Origin of the sequence: Pseudomonas multiresinivorans, assembly GCF_012971725.1 — a bacterium.
GTDB lineage: Bacteria > Pseudomonadota > Gammaproteobacteria > Pseudomonadales > Pseudomonadaceae > Pseudomonas > Pseudomonas multiresinivorans.
The window spans coordinates 4464952-4484746 of record NZ_CP048833.1 but is presented as its reverse complement, the minus strand read 5'-3'; the positions used below and the strand labels follow the sequence as shown (position 1 = coordinate 4484746).

Here is a 19795-nt window from a genome sequence, read left to right as displayed (position 1 = left end):
GAATTTATGAGCCTGAATCCGAGAGACGCCGTCATTGTCGACTTCGGCCGCACCCCGATGGGCCGTTCGAAGGGTGGCATGCACCGCAATACCCGCGCGGAGAACATGTCCGCGCACCTGATCAGCAAGCTCCTGGAGCGCAACCCGAAGATCGACCCGGCGGAAGTCGAGGACGTGATCTGGGGCTGCGTGAACCAGACCCTGGAGCAGGGCTGGAACATCGCGCGCATGGCGTCGCTGATGACCCAGATCCCGCACACCAGCGCCGGCCAGACCGTCAGCCGCCTGTGCGGCTCGTCCATGAGCGCCCTGCACACTGCCGTGCAGGCGATCCAGACCGGCAACGGTGACGTCTTCGTCATCGGCGGCGTGGAGCACATGGGCCACGTCGGCATGATGCACGGCGTCGATCCGAACCCGCACATGTCCCTGTACGCCGCCAAGGCGTCGGGCATGATGGGCCTGACCGCCGAGATGCTGGGCAAGATGCACGGCATCACCCGCGAGGCGCAGGACAAGTTCGGCGTGCGTTCGCACCAACTGGCCTGGAAAGCGACCCAGGAAGGCAAGTTCAAAGACGAAATCATCCCGATGGAAGGCTACGACGAGAACGGCTTCCTGAAGATCTTCGACTTCGACGAAACCATCCGTCCGGAAACCACCCTGGAAAGCCTGGCCGCCCTGAAACCGGCGTTCAACCCCAAAGGCGGTACCGTGACTGCGGGTACTTCCTCGCAGATCACCGACGGCGCTTCCTGCATGATCGTCATGAGCGCCCAGCGCGCCCAGGACCTGGGTGTGCAGCCGATGGCCGTGGTTCGTGCCATGGCCGTGGCGGGCGTTGATCCGGCGATCATGGGCTACGGTCCGGTTCCGTCGACCAACAAGGCGCTCAAGCGCGCCGGCCTGACCATCAACGATATCGACTTCTTCGAGCTCAACGAAGCCTTCGCCGCACAGGCCCTGCCGGTGCTGAAGGACCTCAAGGTGCTCGACAAGATGGACGAGAAGGTCAACCTGCACGGCGGCGCCATCGCCCTGGGTCACCCGTTCGGCTGCTCCGGTGCGCGTATCTCCGGCACCCTGCTGAACGTGATGAAGCAGAACGGCGGTACTCTGGGCGTGTCCACCATGTGTGTGGGCCTCGGTCAGGGCATCACCACCGTCTTCGAACGCGTCTAAGCTTTCGCGGATGGACGAGCCGGGGCCTTGTGCCCCGGCTTTCGTTTTTGTCGGGTGGGGATTGCCCGGCAGCCGCGCAATCAGCACAATCGCCGCCTTTTGGCCGGCGGAGGGAGAACCGACATGCACTTGCAGCCCGGATTGTATCGACACTACAAGGGACAGCAGTACCGCGTGCTCGGCGTCGCCCGGCATTCGGAGACCGAGGAAGACCTGGTGATCTACCAGGCGCTTTATGGCGAATTCGGCCTCTGGGTGCGCCCGCTGAGCATGTTCACCGAGGCGGTGGAAGTGAATGGCGAGAAGGTTCCGCGATTCGCTCTGATCAGCGCCGAAGACGATCCGTTGGGTCTTCAGACCGGCCCGTCCGGCGAAACCCAAGCTTGACCTTGGCGCGACCGCCACTATATATAGCGGTGCCGCTCCAAGCGCCTCCCTCCTTGTAAATTCATCTTTTCGACGCAGGAATCTTCCGATCCATGGGTAAATCGCTGGTCATCGTGGAATCACCGGCCAAGGCCAAGACCATCAACAAGTACCTGGGCAACCAGTACGTGGTGAAGTCGAGCATCGGCCACATCCGCGACCTGCCCACCAGCGGCTCGTCCGCGTCGAAGGAGCCTGCGGCGAAAGCGCGCAAGACCGCTTCCGAAGCGCCGGCCCTGTCGCCGAAGGAGAAGGCCAAGCGCCAGCTCGTCACCCGCATGGGTGTCGACCCGGAGCACGGCTGGAAGGCCAAGTACGAGATCCTGCCCGGCAAGGAAAAGGTGATCGAGGAACTGCGCCGCCTGGCCAAGGACGCCGACACCATCTATCTCGCAACTGACTTGGACCGCGAAGGGGAGGCCATTGCCTGGCACCTGCGCGAGGCTATCGGCGGCGACGACTCGCGCTACAAGCGCGTGGTCTTCAACGAAATCACCAAGAAAGCCATTCAAGAGGCCTTCTCCCAGCCCGGCGAGCTGGATATCAATCGCGTGAATGCCCAGCAGGCGCGCCGCTTCCTAGATCGGGTGGTGGGCTACATGGTCTCGCCGCTGCTGTGGGCCAAGATCGCCCGCGGCCTGTCGGCCGGCCGCGTGCAGTCGGTGGCGGTGAAGCTGGTAGTCGAGCGTGAGCGCGAGATCCGCGCCTTCGTCCCGGAAGAGTACTGGGAAGTCCATGCCGACCTCGGCACGCCGAAGAACGACAAGGTCCGCTTCGAAGTGGTGCGCGAGAAGGGCGAAGCCTTCAAGCCGCTCAATGAAGCGCAGGCCATGGCCGCCCTGGAGAAGCTCAAGGCTTCCAGCTACAGCATCGCCAAGCGCGAGGACAAGCCGACCTCCAGCAAGCCCTCGGCCCCGTTCATCACTTCCACCCTGCAGCAGGCCGCGAGCAATCGCCTGGGCTTTGGTGTGAAGAAGACCATGATGATGGCCCAGCGTCTCTACGAAGCCGGCTACATCACCTATATGCGTACCGACTCGACCAACCTGTCGGCCGACGCCATCGACATGGTGCGCGGCTTCATCGACAGCGAGTTCGGCAAGAAATACCTGCCGGCAAAGCCGAATTTCTATTCCAGCAAGGAAGGTGCCCAGGAAGCGCACGAAGCGATTCGTCCTTCCGACGTCAACCTGCGTCCGACCCAGTTGTCGGGCATGGAGCGGGACGCCGAGCGCCTTTACGACCTGATCTGGCGCCAGTTCGTGGCCTGCCAGATGCCGCCGGCCGAGTACCTGTCCACCACTGTCAGCGTGGCAGCCGGTGACTTCGAGCTGCGTGCCAAGGGCCGCATCCTCAAGTTCGATGGCTACACCAAGGTTCTGCCGCAGCAGAGCAAGCCGGGCGAGGACGATGTTCTGCCGGTCATGACCCAAGGTGACGCGATGAAGCTGCTCAAGCTCGATCCGAGCCAGCACTTCACCAAGCCGCCGGCGCGCTTCTCCGAAGCCAGCCTGGTCAAGGAGCTGGAAAAGCGCGGCATCGGCCGCCCGTCCACCTACGCGGCGATCATCTCCACCATCCAGGAGCGGGGCTACGTCACCACCCACAACCGCCGCTTCTACGCGGAAAAGATGGGCGACATCGTCACCGACCGCCTCAACGAGAGCTTCTCCAACCTGATGGACTACGGCTTCACCGCCGGCATGGAAGAGAACCTCGATGACGTGGCCCAGGGCGAGCGTGACTGGAAAAATGTGCTGGACGAGTTCTACGGCGACTTCCGCAAGAAGCTCGACCTGGCCGAAGCCTCCAACGACGGCATGCGCGCCAACCAGCCGACGCTGACCGACATCCCCTGCCGCGAGTGCGGCCGGCCGATGATGATCCGTACCGCCTCCACCGGCGTGTTCCTCGGCTGCTCGGGTTACAGCCTGCCGCCGAAAGAGCGCTGCAAGGCGACCGTCAACCTGATTCCGGGCGACGAGATCGCCGCGGATGACGAGGGCGAATCCGAGTCCCGCGTGCTGCGTGGCAAACACCGTTGCCCTATCTGCAGCACCGCGATGGATGCCTACCTGGTCGACGAGAAGCGCAAGCTGCACATCTGTGGTAACAACCCCGATTGCGCCGGCTACGAGATCGAAGAGGGCCAGTACCGCATCAAGGGCTACGAAGGTCCGAGCCTCGAATGCGACAAGTGCGGCAGCGAGATGCAACTCAAGACCGGCCGCTTCGGCAAGTTCTTCGGTTGCACCAATCCGACCTGCAAGAACACCCGCAAGCTGCTGAAGAGCGGCGAGCCCGCACCGCCGAAGATGGACGCCATCCGCATGCCGGAACTCAAGTGCGAGAAGGTGGACGACATCTACGTACTGCGTGACGGCGCTTCCGGCCTGTTCCTGGCCGCCAGCCAGTTCCCGAAGAACCGCGAGACCCGTGCTCCGCTGGTGGCCGAGCTGATTCCACACAAGGAAGAGCTGGATCCGAAGTACCACTTCCTGCTCGCCGCGCCGGCAAAAGACCCGGATGGACGCCCGGCGGTGATCCGCTTCAGCCGCAAGACCAAGGAGCAGTACGTGCAGTCCGAGGTCGATGGCAAGCCCACCGGCTGGCGCGCGTTCTTCGACGGCGGCAAGTGGAAGGTCGAGGACAAGCGCTGATGGAAGGCGCGCCCCGCTGAGGTGGGGCGTGCTTATACTGCCGAAGTCGACTGCAGAGGGCCCGGTCATGGCGAACGAACTCTATACCCGCACCAACCAGAAGCTGTTCTTCGCCGGCCTTGCCCTGGAAGCCTGGCGCAGCGCCGAAACGGCGCGTGCGATGAATGCCCAGGCGCGCATTCAGGCCGAGCGCGAATCGGCGCTGTTCCATCTCTATGGTGCCGTGCTGGGCGTGGCCCATGAGATCGCCGGCTACTACCGCCTGCCCCAGGCCGGTGCGCCGCGCGTCGATATGCTGCTGAATGCCGAGGTGCTGGCCGCCGCTCCAAGCCCGGAGCTGGCCGAAATGGTCGAGCTGGCGCAATCGCCCGAAGCCTGGCTGGGTCGCCTGCTGGCCGCCTATGCTGCGCTGTTCCAGCCCCCGAGCGAGCCGAAGAAAGCCAAGGTCGATCCGACCCAGCCGCTGATCCAGGCGGTGAATGTCGACGACGAGACGCCGGACGAACTGGGTAATGAAGAGCTGGAAGCCTGGCGCAAAGCCCTGAAGGACCTGGTGCTGCGTTTCCGCGCTTCGCTCACCGAGCTCTGATTCCCGCTTCACACTGTGCTGGCCTTCTGGTCGGCCCATGCGCGCTTTGGCTAGGGCGTAGCGGATGTGGCTGTTACACTACGCGTTCTGCTGTGGAGAACTTCGCTATGCCAACCTCATTTCTGGAAATTGTCGAGCTGCCTGACGGGCGCATTGTGCTACGTCGTGCGGATGATGAGGAGGCGCTGGTGACCTTGGAGTTCTCCGCCGATGCCAAGGGCTTCCTGCAGGGCCAGCACATCGAGATCGCCAAGGCGATGTTCAATGTTGGTGTGCAGATGGCTGGTCGTCTTGCCGAAGGTGGCGACATGGGCATGGAAGACGAAGGTCCGCGCGTCCTGCACTGAGTTCTGCCGCCTCACCGCGCTCGCGGCGAGGCTTCTTGTTCAGATCATCCCAGGCGAATATTCAGGCTCTGCGCCTGGCCGGCAACGGCGGCGCGGGAAAGCTGCCTGCGCGCGTTTTCGCTGAGATTCAGCCAGCTCACCACCGTATGGCTGTTGCCCAGGCGCAGCGCTTCGCAGGCCAGTGCCTGTGCTGCGGCCTGATCGCGGGCAGGCAGCAGGAGGATGCGTTCGCGGTTCAGGCCGGCCTTGCGCAGCCAGTCCGGTGTCAGGCTGGACGGCGCGGCGATCAGTGTCAGCCAGCGGGAATCGCTTTCCTCGCTGAGTCCACGAAGCATCGGCGCCAGCAGCGTCAGGCACTGGCCGGGCAGCCCGCGCAGGGCAATCTCGCTGAAGGCGCTATCGTCGGCAACCGGCTCGTCTTCCAGTAGTTCAGGGAGCAGGGGAGCAGTACCGCTCGCCCAGAGTGCTTCCTGGAACAGCGGGAGTTGCGGCAGGTTTTGTGGCTGCGGGTACTGCATGGTTGTCTCCTGTTCAGCGACGGATCACGCCGACGCTCAAGCCTTCGATGACCAGTTCCTGTTCCTTGAGGTCCACCTCGATGGGGGCGAACTCCGGGTTCTCGGCGAGCAGCCAGACCTTGCTTCCCTCGCGCTTGAAGCGCTTCACCGTGACCTCTTCACCCAGGCGGGCGACCACGATCTGGCCGTTGCGCGCCTCGCGGGTGACATGCACGGCGAGCAGGTCGCCATCCATGATGCCGACGTCCTTCATGCTCTGGCCGCGTACACGCAGCAGGTAGTCCGCTGGAGGATTGAAGAAGGTGGGGTTGATCCGGCAGGTGTCGTCGACGTTCTGCTCGGCGAGGATCGGCGCGCCGGCAGCGACGCGGCCGATGATCGGCAATTCGTCGTCATTGGCGGCGGCCTTGGGCTCAAAGCCGGGGATGCGGATGCCGCGGGAGGCGCCCGGGGTCATCTCGATGGCGCCTTTGCGGGCGAGGGCTTTCAGGTGCTCCTCGGCGGCGTTGGGCGATTTGAAGCCGAGTTCCTGGGCGATCTCTGCGCGGGTGGGCGGGTAGCCGTTGGCTTCCAGGCAGCGTTTGATGAAGGCGAGGATCTCGGCTTGGCGCGGCGTGAGCTTCAGCATGTCCATACTCTGGCTTTTTATACAGTTGCTGGAATTATATACAGTGATGGCCGGCTGGCAATGCTTTTATTGGGCGCGGCTGTCGGTGGAACGTTCGTGCATGTAACCTTTGGACGCTGGCAAGCGTCTTGCTGTACATAAGGTCTCTCGTCGCATTGCCATGATATTGGTAACAATCCATCGCACTTTGCTTGACAATAGAAGACGCTGAAACGTATGTTTCAAACAAGTGTTTGTCAGGCGGAGTAGCCATGGCCCAGTCGGAAACCGTCGAACGCATCCTGGATGCTGCGGAACAGCTGTTCGCGGAGAAAGGCTTCGCCGAAACCTCCTTGCGTCTGATCACCAGCAAGGCGGGGGTGAACCTCGCGGCGGTGAACTATCACTTCGGCTCGAAGAAGGCGCTGATCCAGGCGGTCTTCTCGCGCTTCCTCGGCCCGTTCTGCGCCAGCCTCGAGAAGGAACTGGATCGCCGCCAGGCCAAGCCCGATGCGCCGCGTGCCACGCTGGAAGAGCTGCTCGAACTGCTCGTGATCCAGGCCATGGCCGTCAAGCCGCGCAGCGGCAATGACCTGTCCATATTCATGCGCCTGCTGGGCCTGGCGTTCAGCCAGAGCCAGGGGCACCTGCGCAAGTACCTCGAAGAGGTCTACGGCAAGGTTTTCCGTCGCTATATGCTGCTGGTGAACGAGTCCGCGCCGCGTCTGCCGCCGCTGGAGCTCTTCTGGCGCGTGCACTTCATGCTGGGTACGGCGGTGTTCAGCATGTCCGGCATCAAGGCGTTGCGCGCCATGGCCGAGAACGATTTCGGCGTGAACACTTCGATCGAGCAGGTGATGCGCCTGATGGTGCCGTTCCTGGCCGCCGGGATGCGCGCCGACAGCGGTGTCAGCGATCCTTCGCTGGCTGGCGCCCAGCTCAAGCCGCGCACCAAATCCAGCACCGCACCGGCACCCGCCAAGGTTTGATCCAGGGCCCGGCCTTGCGCTGGGCTGTATCGGCCTGATCGGCTACAGTAGCCGGCCATGGCTGATCTCGATCTTCTCCATATCTCCCTTGCTGACCAGATGCTCTACGGCTTTGCCGCGGGGCGCCTGGTCTTGCGCATGCCAGTCTCCACCGCGGCCCATGGCGCGGGGGAGCGCAACGGTTCCGGCTGTACGCCGCGCGGCTTGCACCAGATTCGCGCTCGCATTGGCGACGGGCTGCCCAAAGGTGCTGTGCTGAAAGGGCGCCGCTGGACTGGCGAGACCTGGACGGCCGAGCTTCACGAGGCGTTTCCCGGCCGCGACTGGATACTCTCGCGCATCCTCTGGCTCAGCGGCTGCGAGCCGGGGCGCAACCGGTTGGGCAAGGTCGATACCTTCCGCCGCTACATCTACCTGCACGGTACGCCGGACTGCGAGCCCATGGGCACGCCGCTGTCCCATGGCTGTGTCCGCCTGCGTAACGACGACCTGCTGGAACTCTTCCCCAGGGTTCCCCTCCATTGCTCGGCCCGAATCGAAGAAGCCGCCTGCCCCGAGTGGCGTGTGGCGCAATTGAATTGAAAGGAATGTACATGCAAGGCTCACTGATGCTCGACATCGGCGGCACCTGGCTCACCGCCGAGGACCGCCAGATCCTGCGCCAGCCGGAAGTCGGCGGCCTGATCATCTTCGCCCGCAACATCGAGTCGCCGCGCCAGGTGCGCGAGTTGATGGCCGCCATCCGCGCGGTGCGCCCCGATTTGCTGCTCGCCGTGGACCAGGAAGGTGGCCGCGTGCAGCGCCTGCGCCAGGGCTTCCTGCGCCTGCCGGCAATGCGTGCCATCGCCGATAACGCCAATGCCGAACGGCTGGCCGAGCAGTGCGGCTGGCTGATGGCGACCGAGGTGCTGGCGGTGGGGCTCGACCTGAGCTTCGCTCCGGTACTGGATCTGGACCATCAGCGCAGCGCCGTCGTCGGCAGCCGCGCCTTCGAAGGCAATCCGGAGCGTGCCGTTGCGCTGGCTGGTGCGTTCATCCGTGGTATGCGCGCCGCCGGCATGGCCTCTACCGGTAAGCACTTCCCCGGCCACGGTTGGGCGGAAGTCGATTCCCATGTGGGGATTCCCGAGGACGAGCGCACGCTGGAGCAGATCCGCGCCGTGGACCTGGTGCCGTTCCAGCGTCTTTCCGGCGAGCTGGATGCGCTGATGCCGGCCCACGTGATCTACCCGCAGGTCGATCCGAATCCGGCCGGCTTCTCCCGCCGCTGGCTGCAGGACATCCTGCGCGGCGAGCTGGGCTTCGACGGGGTGATCTTCAGTGACGACCTGTCCATGGCCGGCGCCCATGTGGTCGGCGATGCCGCCAACCGCATCGAGGCCGCGCTGACTGCCGGCTGCGACATGGGGCTGGTGTGCAATGACCGCGCCTCCGCGGAGCTGGCCCTCAGTGCCCTGCAGCGCATGAAGGTCACTGCACCGCAGCGCCTTGGGCGTATGCGTGCCAAAGCCTGGCCGGGCATCGAATACAAGCAGCTGCCGCGTTGGCAACAAGCCGTCGGCGAGCTGCGCGCCGCACAACTGATCGATTAAGGATTTGCCATGACTGTTTACGCCATCATCGGCGGCACTGGCCTGACCCAGCTGGAAGGGTTGACCCTGAAGGACGCCATCGAGCTGGATACGCCCTACGGCGCGCCCTCGGCGGCCATCCAGCGTGGTGAGTTCGCCGGTCGCGAAGTATTGTTCCTGGCTCGCCACGGACACCCGCATCGTTTCCCGCCGCACCAGGTGAACTACCGCGCCAACCTTTGGGCCCTGCAGCAGGCCGGCGCCGAGGCCATCCTCGCGGTAAACGCCGTGGGCGGCATCCATGCTGCGATGGGGAGTGGTCACCTGTGTGTGCCGCACCAGATCGTCGATTACACCTGGGGCCGTGAGCACACCTATTTTGCCGGTGACATCGACCATGTCACCCACATCGACTTCAGCCATCCCTACGACGAGCCGCTGCGCCAGAAGCTGATCGCTGCACTGCAGGCATTGGGTCATGCGTACAGCAGCCATGGTGTCTACGCGGCTACTCAGGGACCGCGCCTGGAAACCGTGGCGGAGATCGCCAAGCTGGAGCGCGACGGCTGCGACATCGTCGGCATGACCGGTATGCCCGAAGCCGCGCTGGCACGTGAGCTGGATCTGCCGTATGCCTGCCTGTCGCTGGTGGTGAACCCGGCGGCGGGCAAGTCCAGCGGCATCATCACGATGGCTGAGATCGAGCAGGCGCTGCACGAAGGCATCGGCAAGGTGCGCGAGGTGCTGGGGCGCGTGCTGGTGAGCTGAGCCAATACTGTAGGAGCGAGGGGGGCGCCTAGTTCTTGCTCGCGAACCGCTTGGCACCGCGCCTTGCGGGTTCGCGAGCAAGCTCGCTCCTACGAAGAGCAAAATAAAAAGCCCGGCAGATTGCCGGGCTTTTTCGTTATTGCGCGGGCTGGGCCGGTGGCGGGGCGTCGAAGCCACCGTCTGCCGGAGCGGCCGGCGCCGGCTGCTGCGGCGCGTCCGGGCCGGTCGGTGCCTCGTCTTCCATGCCCGGCGGCGGAGCGGAGGCCGGCTTGGCGTTGAGCGGGGTGACCTTGATCAGCATGCCCAGGCTCGGGTGGTCGAGGTAGGTCAGTACGCTGTTCTTCAGGCTGGCTTCCTGGACCATGTGCTGGCTGGCGGCGAGCAGGCCGTCCTGGCCGAACTGGTTGATCCAGAAGTCGGTCTGGGTATTCACGAAGCGTTGCTGGCTGAGCGTGACAGTACCTTCCACCGGGAAGTGGCCGTCATGTTGGGCGCCTTCGGTCAGGGAAACCTTCACCGGGTTGGCATCGATCTCCTGGCGCCAGGCCTTGTGCATCAGCACCTGGAAGCCTTCGTTCTGCTTGAGCTTGGCGACCTGAGCGTCCATCGCGGTGGGGCGCGAGCTGTCCGGGCCCGGCGGTTGCGCGCCCTTGGCCCAGTCGTCGGGCGCAGGGCGGCTGGCGAACACGGCGTCGCCGGACTGCTGGAAGAGGATCAGCTCCACCTGGTAAGGCTCGGCGAAAGCGGCTGGCGAGAGAAGCGCCAGCGACAGCAGCAAGGGTTGGAACAGGCGCATGCACAGGGTTCCTTAGTGAGTCTGTGGCGTGAGGCGCTCGAGCAGCGCTTCCAGCGTATTGAATCGTTCTTCCGGGCGCTCCATGGGCACCTGGAATTTGAAGAGGGTGGCCCCTTCGAATTTGTACCGATTGGGCTGGCTCTGGATCATCTTGATCAGCACCAGCGGGTCGACGCAGGTATCGGTGGCGAATTCTACCCGGCCTCCCTGGGGGCCGGCATCTACCTTCACGATCCCGAGCTTTTCCGCCTGCAGTTTCAGCAAAGTCAGACGGATCAGGTTCTTCGCCGGCTCCGGCAGCAGGCCGAATCGGTCGATCATTTCCACCTGCAGTTCGCGCAGGCCGTCTTCGTCGGCGGCGTTGGCGATGCGCTTGTAGAGGATCAGGCGGGCGTGGACGTCCGGCAGGTAGTCTTCCGGAATCAGCGCCGGTACGCGCAGGTTGATGTCCGGGCCGCCGCCCAGCGGCTGCTCGAGATTCGGCTGCTCACCTTTGCGGATGGCCTTCACCGCGCGTTCGAGCATTTCCATGTAGAGGGTGAAGCCCACTGCCTGGATCTGCCCGCTCTGGCCGTCGCCGAGCAGCTCGCCGGCGCCGCGGATTTCCAGGTCATGGGTGGCCAGCACGAAGCCGGCGCCCAGGTCCTGGGCGTTGGCGATGGCTTCCAGGCGCTTCTCGGCGTCCGGGGTCATCTGCTTTCGCGGCGGAGTGAGCAGGTAGGCGTAGGCCTGGTGGTGGCTGCGGCCGACGCGTCCGCGCAGCTGGTGCAACTGGGCCAGGCCGAACTTGTCGGCGCGCTCGATGAGGATGGTGTTGGCGCTCGGCACGTCGATGCCGGTCTCGATGATGGTCGAGGCCACCAGCACGTTGAAGCGCTTGTGGTAGAAGTCGCTCATCACCCTTTCCAGATCGCGTTCGTTCATCTGCCCGTGGCCGATGCCGATGCGTGCCTCAGGAACCAGCTCCGCCAGGTCGCGGGCGCACTTCTCGATGGTCTTCACTTCGTTGTGCAGGAAGTACACCTGGCCGCCGCGCAGCAGTTCGCGCAGCAGGGCTTCCTTGATCACCGACTTCTGTTCTTCCATGACGAAGGTGCGCACGGAGAGACGGCGCGCCGGCGGCGTGGCGATGATCGACAGGTCGCGCATGCCGGCGACCGCCATGTTGAGCGTGCGCGGGATCGGCGTGGCGGTGAGGGTGAGGATGTCCACCTCGCTGCGCAGCGCCTTGAGCTGCTCCTTCTGGCGCACACCGAAGCGGTGTTCCTCGTCGATGATGACCAGGCCGAGGTTCTTGAACTTCACATCGTCCTGCAGCAGCTTGTGGGTGCCGATGACGATGTCGACCTTGCCTTCTGCCAACTGCGCTATCGCGCCCTCGACTTCCTTGGCGGACTTGAAGCGGCTCATTACCTCGACCGTCACCGGCCAGTCGGCGAAGCGGTCACGGAAGCTGTTGTAGTGCTGCTGAGCGAGGAGGGTGGTGGGCACCAGCACGGCGACCTGCTTGCCGCTGTGCACTGCGACGAAGGCCGCGCGCATCGCCACTTCGGTCTTGCCGAAGCCCACGTCGCCGCAGACCAGGCGGTCCATCGGCTTCTCCGAGAGCATGTCGGCGACCACGGCTTCGATGGCGGTCTGCTGGTCCGGGGTTTCCTCGAAGGGGAAGCCGGCGGAGAAGGTGGCGTAGTCGACCTGCGGGTCCTTGAATGCGTAGCCTTTGCGCGCGGCGCGGCGGGCATAGATGTCCAGCAGTTCGGCGGCGACGTCGCGGACCTGTTCGGCGGCCTTGCGCTTGGCCTTCTGCCAGGTTTCCGAACCCAGCTTGTGCAGCGGCGCCAGGGCGTCGTCGCTGCCGGTGTAGCGGGCGATCAGGTGCAGGTTGGCCACCGGCACGTAGAGCTTGGCTTCGTCGGCGTATTGCAGGGCGAGGAATTCGGCGTTCTGGCCGTCGATCTCCAGGGTGATCAGCCCTATGTAGCGGCCGACCCCGTGGTCGATGTGCACCACCGGTGCGCCTTCGCGCAGCTCGGTCAGGTTCTTGATGACGTTCTCGCCACCGTCGCGAGCCTTCTCGCGGCGCCGGCGCTGCATGACGCGCTGGCCGAACAGCGGGCTCTCGGCCACCAGGGCTATGCCAGGCTGGCCCTGGTCGGCGTCCAGCAGGAGGCCTTCGTCCATCGGCGCGATGGTGATCGCCAGGCGATCCTTGTGCGCCAGGAAGCCCGGCCAGCCTTCTACTTCCACTGGGCGCAGCTTCAGTCGCGCCAGCAATTCCAGCATCACTTCACGACGGCCGGCTGATTCGGCGGTGAAGAGGATGCGCCCGTCGAACTGCTCGATGAACTGGCGCAGTCGCGCCAGTGGCTCGGTGGCTTTGGCCTCGATGGCCAGTTCCGGCAGCGCCTCGGCGGGGAAGCGCTCGCGGCCGACGCCGGTCTCGATCGGCTCGGGGCTGACCACTACGCGTGGCCAGTTCTTCAGGCGGGCAAAGCAGTCTTCCACCGGCAGGAAGACTTCAGCGGGCGGCAGCAGCGGGCGCTCCGGGTCGTAGCGACGGTCTTCGTAGCGGTTGCGCACGTCGGTCCAGAACTGCTCGGCGGCGGTCTCGATGCCCGGCAGGGAGAACACCTGGGTGTCCTGCGGCAGGTAGTCGAACAGCGTCGATGTCTCGCCATCTTCGAAGAACAGCGGGATGTAGTACTCGATGCCGGCAGGTGTCAGGCCGCTGGCCAGGTCCTGGTAGATCGGGCAGCGGCGGTAGTCGACATCGAAGCGCTCGCGGAAGCGGCCGCGGAAGCCGGTCACCGCTTCCTTGCGCAGCGGGAACTCGCGCGCCGGCAGCAGGCGAATGCTCTCCACCTTGTCGATGGAGCGCTGGGTTTCCGGATCGAAGGTACGAAGCGTCTCGATTTCGTCGTCGAACAGGTCGATTCGGTAAGGCAGTTCGCTGCCCATGGGGAACAGGTCGATCAGCGCACCGCGCACGGCGAACTCGCCGTGTTCGTAGACGGTATCCACGCAGCGATAGCCGGCAGCCTCGAAGCGGCTGCGCATCTGCTCGACGTCGAGCTTCTGGCCGACGTCCAGCACCAGGCTGCTGCCCAGCAGGAACTTGGCCGGCGCCAGGCGGTGCAGGGCGGTGGTGATGGGCACCACCAGCACGCCGCGGCGCAGTTCGGGCAACTGATAAAGGGCGGCGACGCGCTGGGAAATGATGTCCTGGTGCGGCGAGAACACGTCGTACGGCAGGGTTTCCCAGTCGGGCAGCTGCAGTACCGGCAGGTCTGGCGCGAAGAAGCGCAACTCCTGCTCCAGGCGCTCGGCGCTCTGGCTGTCGGCGGTCAGCAACAGGGTGAAACGTTTGGCTGGGCCGGCCGCTTCAGCGATGGCCAGGCTCAGGGCGGCCCCGGGGAGGTTGCCCCAGGATTGTTTGCCGGCTGCGGTCGGCAATGTAGGAATGCGCAATACGGACACGGGCGTTCGTGGCTCCGGTCGAGGAATTTGACCGGCCGGATTGTAACTATCCCGATTGACGGATGTCAGTCATGCGACGGTCGCGGATTGCCGGAGAAGGTTCACACCGTCATAATGTAGCCCCTTTTTTCTTCTCCTACATGTGGAAGGTATTGCCCGTGACCCAGAAGCCCGACCAGTGTCTCGGTGAGTGGATCGATCGTGAAGCCCTCGCGGAAGCCATGATTCCGCTGATCGGCCAACTCTACCGTAACAACAACGTGGTGACCTCGATCTACGGCCGTGGCCTGATCAACCGTTCGGTGATCGCGATTCTCAAAGCGCACCGTTTCGCCCGTCACCGCCTGGCCGAAGAAGGCGGGCTGTCGGTTCACGACACTTTCCCGATCCTCAAGGCGATGAGCGAGCTCAAGCTGGGCGCCGCTTCGGTAGACCTGGGCAAGATGGTTGCCAAGTTCAAGGCCGAAGGTAACGGTCGCAGCATCGAACAGTTCACCAAGGACGAGCTGGCTGACGTGGTCGGCAAGCAGAACGGCGGCGCTCGCGAAGGCACCGACGTCGTCCTGTACGGCTTCGGTCGTATCGGCCGCCTGCTCGCACGCATCCTCATCGAGAAGACCGGTGGTGGCGACGGCCTGCGCCTGCGCGCCATCGTCGTCCGCAAGGGCGCCGAGAACGACCTGGTCAAGCGCGCCAGCCTGCTGCGTCGCGACTCCGTGCATGGCCCGTTCGATGGCACCATCACCATCGACGAAGAGCACAACACCATCACTGCCAACGGCAACCTGATCCAGGTGATCTACTCCAACGACCCGGCGTCGATCGACTACACCCAGTACGGCATCAAGAAAGCCCTGCTGGTCGACAACACCGGCAAATGGCGTGACGCGGAAGGCCTGGGCCAGCACCTGAAGTGCCCGGGTATCGATCGCGTGATCCTCACCGCTCCGGGCAAGGGCGCGCTGAAGAACGTCGTGCATGGCATCAACCATGGCGATATCACCGCTGACGACAAGATCGTTTCCGCCGCTTCCTGCACCACCAACGCCATCGTGCCGGTGCTCAAAGCCGTCAACGACCAGTACGGCATCGTCAACGGCCACGTCGAAACCGTTCACTCGTTCACCAACGACCAGAACCTGATCGACAACTTCCACAAGGGCAGCCGTCGTGGCCGCGCCGCGCCGCTGAACATGGTGATCACCGAGACTGGCGCTGCGACCGCTGCCGCCAAGGCTCTGCCGGTTCTGAAAGGCAAGCTGACCGGCAACGCCATCCGCGTTCCGACGCCGAACGTCTCCATGGCGATCCTGAACCTGAACCTGGAAAAGGCCACCAACCGCGAAGAGATCAACGAGTACCTGCGCCAGATGGCCATGCACTCGGACCTGCAGAAGCAGATCGATTTCGTCGCTTCCCAGGAAGTGGTTTCCACCGACTTCGTCGGCTCCCGCCACGCGGGCGTCGTCGATGCCGAAGCGACCATCGCCAACGACAACCGCGTCGTCCTCTACGTGTGGTACGACAACGAGTTCGGCTACAGCTGCCAGGTCGTCCGCGTGATGGAAGACATGGCTGGCGTGAACCCGCCGGCTTTCCCGCGCTGATCCAGGCGGTATAAGGGAAACGGGAGCTCTCGGGCTCCCGTTTTTCGTTACTGGCTCCACCATTCCAACGATAAAATCTGCCAACTCCTGCAACCGGAAAGACTTCAAATGGATGGACAACATCTGCACGAAGGCGAGCTGAAGCGCGGTCTGAAGAACCGCCACATCCAGCTGATCGCCCTCGGCGGCGCCATCGGTACCGGCCTGTTCCTGGGCTCGGCCGGCGTCCTGCAATCCGCCGGCCCGTCGATGATCCTCGGCTACGCCATCGGCGGCTTCATCGCCTTCCTGATCATGCGCCAGCTCGGCGAGATGATCGTCGAGGAGCCTGTCGCCGGTTCCTTCAGCCACTTCGCGCACAAGTACTGGGGCGGTTTTGCCGGCTTCATGTCGGGCTGGAACTACTGGGTGCTGTACATCCTGGTGGGCATGTCGGAGCTGACCGCAGTCGGCAAGTACATCCAGTTCTGGTGGCCGGACTTCCCGACCTGGGCGACGGCGGCGGTGTTCTTCGTGCTGATCAACGCCATCAACCTGTTCAACGTGAAGGCCTTCGGCGAGACCGAGTTCTGGTTCGCGATCATCAAGGTCGTCGCCATCATCGGCATGATCCTGCTCGGCGTCTGGCTGCTGGTCAGCGGCACCGGCGGCCCGCAGGCCTCGGTGAGCAACCTGTGGGCTCACGGCGGCTTCTTCCCCAACGGCTGGAAGGGCCTGATCATGGTCCTGGCGATCATCATGTTCTCCTTCGGGGGGCTGGAGCTGGTCGGCATTACTGCCGCCGAGGCCTCCGAGCCGAAGAAGGTAATCCCCAAGGCGATCAACCAGGTCATCTACCGCATCCTGATCTTCTACATCGGCGCCCTGGCCGTGCTGCTCTCGCTGTACCCCTGGGATGCTCTGCTGCAGAGCATCAACAGTGCCGGCGATCCCTACAGCGGCAGTCCGTTCGTGAAGGTCTTCTCGCTGCTGGGTAGCGAGTACGCTGCCAATATCCTGAACTTCGTGGTGCTCACTGCCGCGCTGTCGGTCTACAACAGCTGCGTGTACTGCAACAGCCGCATGCTCTACGGCCTGGCCGAGCAGGGCGACGCCCCGCGCGCCTTCGCCAAGGTCGACGACCGTGGTGTGCCGCTGCTGGCGATTGGCGTCTCGGCTTTCATCACCCTGGCTTGCGTGGTGGTCAACTACGTGATCCCGCACCAGGCGCTGGAGCTGCTGATGTCCCTGGTAGTCGCTGCGCTGGTGATCAACTGGGCGATGATCAGCCTGGCCCACATGAAGTTCCGCAAGGCCATGGTCGCCAAGGGCGTGCAGCCGTTCTTCCGCGCGCTGTGGTATCCCTTCGGCAACTGGCTGTGCCTGGCCTTCGTGGTGTTCATCCTGGGCATCATGTTGCAGATCCCGGGCATCGACGTGTCGGTGTACGCGATCCCGGTGTGGATCGTGCTGATGGGCGCCTGCTACTTCCTGTTCAAGCGCAAATCCCCGGCCAAGGCTGACGCCTGAACCGGTTGAGAAACGGGAGCTTCGGCTCCCGTTTTCTTTTGGTAATGCACCTTTGCCAGAGCGGAAACAGTGGCGCCGGGCGCTTGCGGTAGAATGCCCGGCGCCGCGCGCCTGGCGGCTGATGGAGAGACCCGTGTTCCGTGCAAGCCTGTTGATCGTGCTGGTTCTGTCGGCCCTGAGCGGCTGCGGGAAATCCGTCGAGCGCTTCGGCGGCCCGACCATGGGCAGCAGCTACACGGTGCAATTCGTGCCCACCGGCAAGTCTCCGGACGCGACGAAGCTCAAGACCGAGGTCGATGCCATCCTGGCGGGCCTGGACGAGCAGTTCTCCACCTACCGCGACGATTCCGTGATCTCTCGCTTCAATGCCTTGCCGGCCGGCGCCTGCATGGCCTTGCCGGCGGACATGCTCAAGCTCTGGCACTACGGCGAGCAGCTTTCCCGGCAGAGTGGCGGCGCCTTCGACCTCACCGTCGAACCGCTGATGAACCTCTGGGGCTTCGGCCCGCAGTCGCGCAGTGAGAAGGTGCCCGATGCCGCCGCGCTGGAGCGTGAACGCGCCCGTGTCGGCCACCAGCATCTGCGGCTGAATGGCGATCAGCTGTGCAAGGACGTCGATGCGCAGTTGGACTTCGACAGCATCGTCGCCGGTTATGCGGTGGATCAGGTCAGCGCTCGTCTGGCCGAGATGGGCCTGACGGATTACCTGGTGGAGATCACCGGGGAGCTCAAGGCAGTGGGCCACAAGCCCGATGGCACGCCCTGGCGCATTGCCCTGGAAGTGCCCAGCGGCGACCGCGAACGGCAGGTGGAGCGCTCGGTGGCGCTGGATGGCATCGGCCTTTCCACCTCCGGCGACTACCGCAATTATTTCGAAGAGGGCGGACAGCGCTATTCGCACACCTTCGACCCGCGCACCGGCGCGCCGGTCAGGCATGCCCTGGCGGCGGTGACGGTGGCGGAAGCGCAGGCCCTGCGCGCCGATGGCCTGTCGACCCTGCTGATGGTACTGGGGCCGGAGGAGGGCTATACCTTTGCCGAGCGCAATGGGCTCGCCGCGTTCTTCATCGTGCGCCAGGGCAAGGGCTTCGTGACCCGAGCGACGACGCGCTTCGAAGCGCTGTTCCCGTCGCCTGAATGAAAGCTTCGGCGGGCATGATGGCGGCCCGCAGTCTGGTCAAGGCATGTAGTGACGGCAAAATTCGCCTACCTGCCGACCAACCGCTAATGTGCAGCCTTTTGCCGCAGGGCTAAGCTGCGCCAATGATTTCGATCCGCCTCGGCGCATGTGGTGCCGGGGCTTCGCCGGGAGCGCCAAGCGGGCGTCCCGGCCTGTTCTGAAGGAGTACGCATGGCTGTCTACAACTACGACGTGGTGATTCTCGGCACGGGCCCGGCAGGCGAGGGGGCGGCAATGAACGCCTCCAAGTACGGGCGCAAGCTGGCGGTGGTGGACAGCCGTCGCGTGGTCGGCGGCAACTGCACGCACCTGGGCACCATCCCGTCCAAGGCACTGCGTCACTCGGTGAAGCAGATCATCGAGTTCAACACCAACCCGATGTTCCGCCAGATCGGCGAGCCGCGCTGGTTCTCCTTCCCGGACGTGCTGAAAAGCGCCGAGCGGGTGATATCCAAGCAGGTGTCCTCGCGCACCGGCTACTACGCGCGCAACCGCATCGACATGTTCAATGGCACCGCCAGCTTCGTCGATGAACGCACCGTCGAAGTCGTCACCCCCAGCGGCGCCGTGGAGCGCCTGGTGGCCGACCAGTTCGTCATCGCCACCGGCTCGCGCCCGTATCGCCCGTCGGACATCAACTTCAACCACCCGCGCGTCTACGACAGTGACACCATCCTGTCCCTGAGCCATACCCCGCGCCGCCTGATCATCTACGGAGCCGGCGTGATCGGCTGCGAGTACGCCTCGATCTTCAGCGGCCTGGGCGTGCTGGTGGATCTGATCGACACCCGCGACCAGTTGCTGAGCTTCCTCGACGACGAAATCTCCGATGCGCTGAGCTATCATCTGCGCAACAACAACGTGCTGATCCGTCACAACGAGGATTACGAACGCGTGGAAGGCCTGGACAACGGGGTGATCCTGCACCTGAAGTCCGGCAAGAAGATCAAGGCCGACGCCCTGCTGTGGTGCAACGGCCGTACCGGCAACACCGATCGCCTGGGTCTGGAGAACATCGGCATCAAGGTCAACAGCCGCGGCCAGATCGAGACGGACGAGAACTACCGTACCTCGGTGTCGAACATCTATGCCGCGGGCGACGTGATCGGCTGGCCGAGCCTGGCCAGCGCCGCCTACGACCAGGGCCGCTCGGCCGCCGGCAACATCGTCGAGCACGATGGCTGGCGCTTCGTGAACGACGTGCCGACCGGCATCTACACCATTCCGGAGATCAGCTCCATCGGCAAGAACGAGCAGGAGCTGACGGTTGCGAAGATTCCCTACGAGGTAGGCAAGGCCTTCTTCAAGGGCATGGCCCGCGCGCAGATCTCCAACGAGCCGGTGGGCATGCTGAAGATCCTGTTCCACCGCGAGACGCTGGAAATCCTCGGCGTGCATTGCTTCGGCGACCAAGCCTCGGAGATCGTCCACATCGGCCAGGCGATCATGAACCAGCCGGGCGAGCTGAACACCCTGAAGTACTTCGTCAACACCACCTTCAACTATCCGACCATGGCCGAAGCCTATCGCGTAGCGGCGTTCGACGGCCTGAACCGGATTTTTTGAAAT

At 64.2% G+C, this 19795-nt stretch carries 16 protein-coding genes and 1 pseudogene; 13 read left to right on the top strand and 4 right to left on the bottom strand.

The window, feature by feature from the left end; all coding sequences use genetic code 11:
* Positions 1-6 precede the first annotated feature (6 nt).
* The 5 genes from fadA (at position 7) to G4G71_RS20315 (ending at position 5204) form a co-directional block, all read left to right on the top strand.
* Positions 7-1182 carry an acetyl-CoA C-acyltransferase FadA gene (fadA, locus tag G4G71_RS20335; protein ID WP_169939741.1) on the top strand — a complete coding sequence of 392 codons (1176 nt, stop codon included), beginning with the start codon at positions 7-9 and terminating at the stop codon, positions 1180-1182.
* A gap of 123 nt (positions 1183-1305) precedes the next feature.
* On the top strand, positions 1306-1569 hold the full coding sequence (locus G4G71_RS20330; RefSeq protein ID WP_054910438.1) for a DUF1653 domain-containing protein: 264 nt from the start codon (positions 1306-1308) through the stop codon (positions 1567-1569).
* 92 nt (positions 1570-1661) lie between these two features.
* The gene (topA, locus tag G4G71_RS20325; protein ID WP_169939740.1) at positions 1662-4268 is read left to right on the top strand and encodes a type I DNA topoisomerase; all 2607 of its coding nucleotides are present in this window, start codon (positions 1662-1664) and stop codon (positions 4266-4268) included.
* A 67-nt stretch (positions 4269-4335) separates the two neighbouring features.
* Complete coding sequence (locus G4G71_RS20320) at positions 4336-4857, top strand: DUF6586 family protein (RefSeq protein ID WP_169939739.1); 522 nt, start codon at positions 4336-4338, stop codon at positions 4855-4857.
* Between the two features lie 107 nt (positions 4858-4964).
* Positions 4965-5204: a hypothetical protein gene (locus G4G71_RS20315; protein WP_169939738.1), complete on the top strand. Its 240-nt coding sequence runs from the start codon at positions 4965-4967 to the stop codon at positions 5202-5204.
* A gap of 44 nt (positions 5205-5248) precedes the next feature.
* On the opposite strand, the gene sulA is transcribed toward G4G71_RS20315, so the two are convergent.
* Together sulA and lexA are read right to left on the bottom strand one after the other, a co-directional pair.
* Positions 5249-5722, bottom strand: a complete 474-nt coding sequence (sulA, locus tag G4G71_RS20310) for an SOS-induced cell division inhibitor SulA (protein ID WP_169939737.1) — start codon at positions 5720-5722, stop codon at positions 5249-5251.
* Positions 5723-5735: 13 nt separating this feature from the next.
* Entirely contained in the window at positions 5736-6350 is a 615-nt protein-coding gene (gene lexA, locus G4G71_RS20305; RefSeq protein WP_026079098.1) for a transcriptional repressor LexA, read from the bottom strand.
* 251 nt (positions 6351-6601) lie between these two features.
* Between lexA and G4G71_RS20300 the strand changes: the two genes are divergently transcribed.
* The 4 genes from G4G71_RS20300 to G4G71_RS20285 are packed head-to-tail and all read left to right on the top strand — an operon-like array spanning position 6602 to position 9657.
* Positions 6602-7318, top strand: coding sequence for a TetR/AcrR family transcriptional regulator (locus G4G71_RS20300; RefSeq protein WP_169939736.1), 717 nt, complete (start codon positions 6602-6604; stop codon positions 7316-7318).
* A gap of 57 nt (positions 7319-7375) precedes the next feature.
* Positions 7376-7900, top strand: a complete 525-nt coding sequence (locus G4G71_RS20295; RefSeq protein WP_169939735.1) for a L,D-transpeptidase — start codon at positions 7376-7378, stop codon at positions 7898-7900.
* Positions 7901-7911: 11 nt separating this feature from the next.
* Positions 7912-8910, top strand: coding sequence for a beta-N-acetylhexosaminidase (nagZ, locus tag G4G71_RS20290; RefSeq protein ID WP_169939734.1), 999 nt, complete (start codon positions 7912-7914; stop codon positions 8908-8910).
* A 9-nt stretch (positions 8911-8919) separates the two neighbouring features.
* Positions 8920-9657, top strand: a complete 738-nt coding sequence (locus tag G4G71_RS20285) for an S-methyl-5'-thioinosine phosphorylase (RefSeq protein ID WP_169939733.1) — start codon at positions 8920-8922, stop codon at positions 9655-9657.
* Positions 9658-9793: 136 nt separating this feature from the next.
* Here G4G71_RS20285 and G4G71_RS20280 read toward each other — a convergent pair whose 3' ends face one another.
* Together G4G71_RS20280 and mfd are read right to left on the bottom strand one after the other, a co-directional pair.
* Complete coding sequence (locus G4G71_RS20280; RefSeq protein WP_169939732.1) at positions 9794-10453, bottom strand: CsiV family protein; 660 nt, start codon at positions 10451-10453, stop codon at positions 9794-9796.
* A 12-nt stretch (positions 10454-10465) separates the two neighbouring features.
* Positions 10466-13930, bottom strand: coding sequence for a transcription-repair coupling factor (mfd, locus tag G4G71_RS20275; RefSeq protein ID WP_169939731.1), 3465 nt, complete (start codon positions 13928-13930; stop codon positions 10466-10468).
* Positions 13931-14070: 140 nt separating this feature from the next.
* Here mfd and G4G71_RS20270 point away from each other — a divergent pair, with 140 nt between their 5' ends.
* From G4G71_RS20270 to sthA, 4 genes and pseudogenes are all read left to right on the top strand, one after another.
* A complete protein-coding gene (locus tag G4G71_RS20270; RefSeq protein WP_169939730.1) occupies positions 14071-15537 on the top strand; it encodes a glyceraldehyde-3-phosphate dehydrogenase in 1467 nt (488 codons plus the stop codon).
* Positions 15538-15645: 108 nt separating this feature from the next.
* Positions 15646-17004, top strand: a pseudogene (locus G4G71_RS20265) (amino acid permease); the annotation flags it as partial.
* Positions 17005-17167: 163 nt separating this feature from the next.
* Positions 17168-18187 carry an FAD:protein FMN transferase gene (locus G4G71_RS20260; protein ID WP_169939729.1) on the top strand — a complete coding sequence of 340 codons (1020 nt, stop codon included), beginning with the start codon at positions 17168-17170 and terminating at the stop codon, positions 18185-18187.
* A gap of 210 nt (positions 18188-18397) precedes the next feature.
* A complete protein-coding gene (gene sthA / locus G4G71_RS20255) occupies positions 18398-19792 on the top strand; it encodes a Si-specific NAD(P)(+) transhydrogenase (RefSeq protein WP_169939728.1) in 1395 nt (464 codons plus the stop codon).
* Positions 19793-19795: the final 3 nt, after the last annotated feature.

Bases quoted from the DNA above. Each gene is read 5' to 3' on its own strand.
- G4G71_RS20320 (WP_169939739.1), top strand. From the start codon at position 4,336: ATGGCGAACGAACTCTATACCCGCACCAACCAGAAGCTGTTCTTCGCC.
- G4G71_RS20285 (WP_169939733.1), top strand. From the start codon at position 8,920: ATGACTGTTTACGCCATCATCGGCGGCACTGGCCTGACCCAGCTGGAA.
- G4G71_RS20300 (WP_169939736.1), top strand. From the start codon at position 6,602: ATGGCCCAGTCGGAAACCGTCGAACGCATCCTGGATGCTGCGGAACAG.
- G4G71_RS20280 (WP_169939732.1), bottom strand. From the start codon at position 10,453: ATGCGCCTGTTCCAACCCTTGCTGCTGTCGCTGGCGCTTCTCTCGCCA.
- nagZ (WP_169939734.1), top strand. From the start codon at position 7,912: ATGCAAGGCTCACTGATGCTCGACATCGGCGGCACCTGGCTCACCGCC.
- sthA (WP_169939728.1), top strand. From the start codon at position 18,398: ATGGCTGTCTACAACTACGACGTGGTGATTCTCGGCACGGGCCCGGCA.
- G4G71_RS20330 (WP_054910438.1), top strand. From the start codon at position 1,306: ATGCACTTGCAGCCCGGATTGTATCGACACTACAAGGGACAGCAGTAC.
- G4G71_RS20270 (WP_169939730.1), top strand. From the start codon at position 14,071: ATGTGGAAGGTATTGCCCGTGACCCAGAAGCCCGACCAGTGTCTCGGT.
- lexA (WP_026079098.1), bottom strand. From the start codon at position 6,350: ATGCTGAAGCTCACGCCGCGCCAAGCCGAGATCCTCGCCTTCATCAAA.
- topA (WP_169939740.1), top strand. From the start codon at position 1,662: ATGGGTAAATCGCTGGTCATCGTGGAATCACCGGCCAAGGCCAAGACC.
- G4G71_RS20295 (WP_169939735.1), top strand. From the start codon at position 7,376: ATGGCTGATCTCGATCTTCTCCATATCTCCCTTGCTGACCAGATGCTC.
- sulA (WP_169939737.1), bottom strand. From the start codon at position 5,722: ATGCAGTACCCGCAGCCACAAAACCTGCCGCAACTCCCGCTGTTCCAG.
- G4G71_RS20315 (WP_169939738.1), top strand. From the start codon at position 4,965: ATGCCAACCTCATTTCTGGAAATTGTCGAGCTGCCTGACGGGCGCATT.
- fadA (WP_169939741.1), top strand. From the start codon at position 7: ATGAGCCTGAATCCGAGAGACGCCGTCATTGTCGACTTCGGCCGCACC.
- G4G71_RS20260 (WP_169939729.1), top strand. From the start codon at position 17,168: ATGGAGAGACCCGTGTTCCGTGCAAGCCTGTTGATCGTGCTGGTTCTG.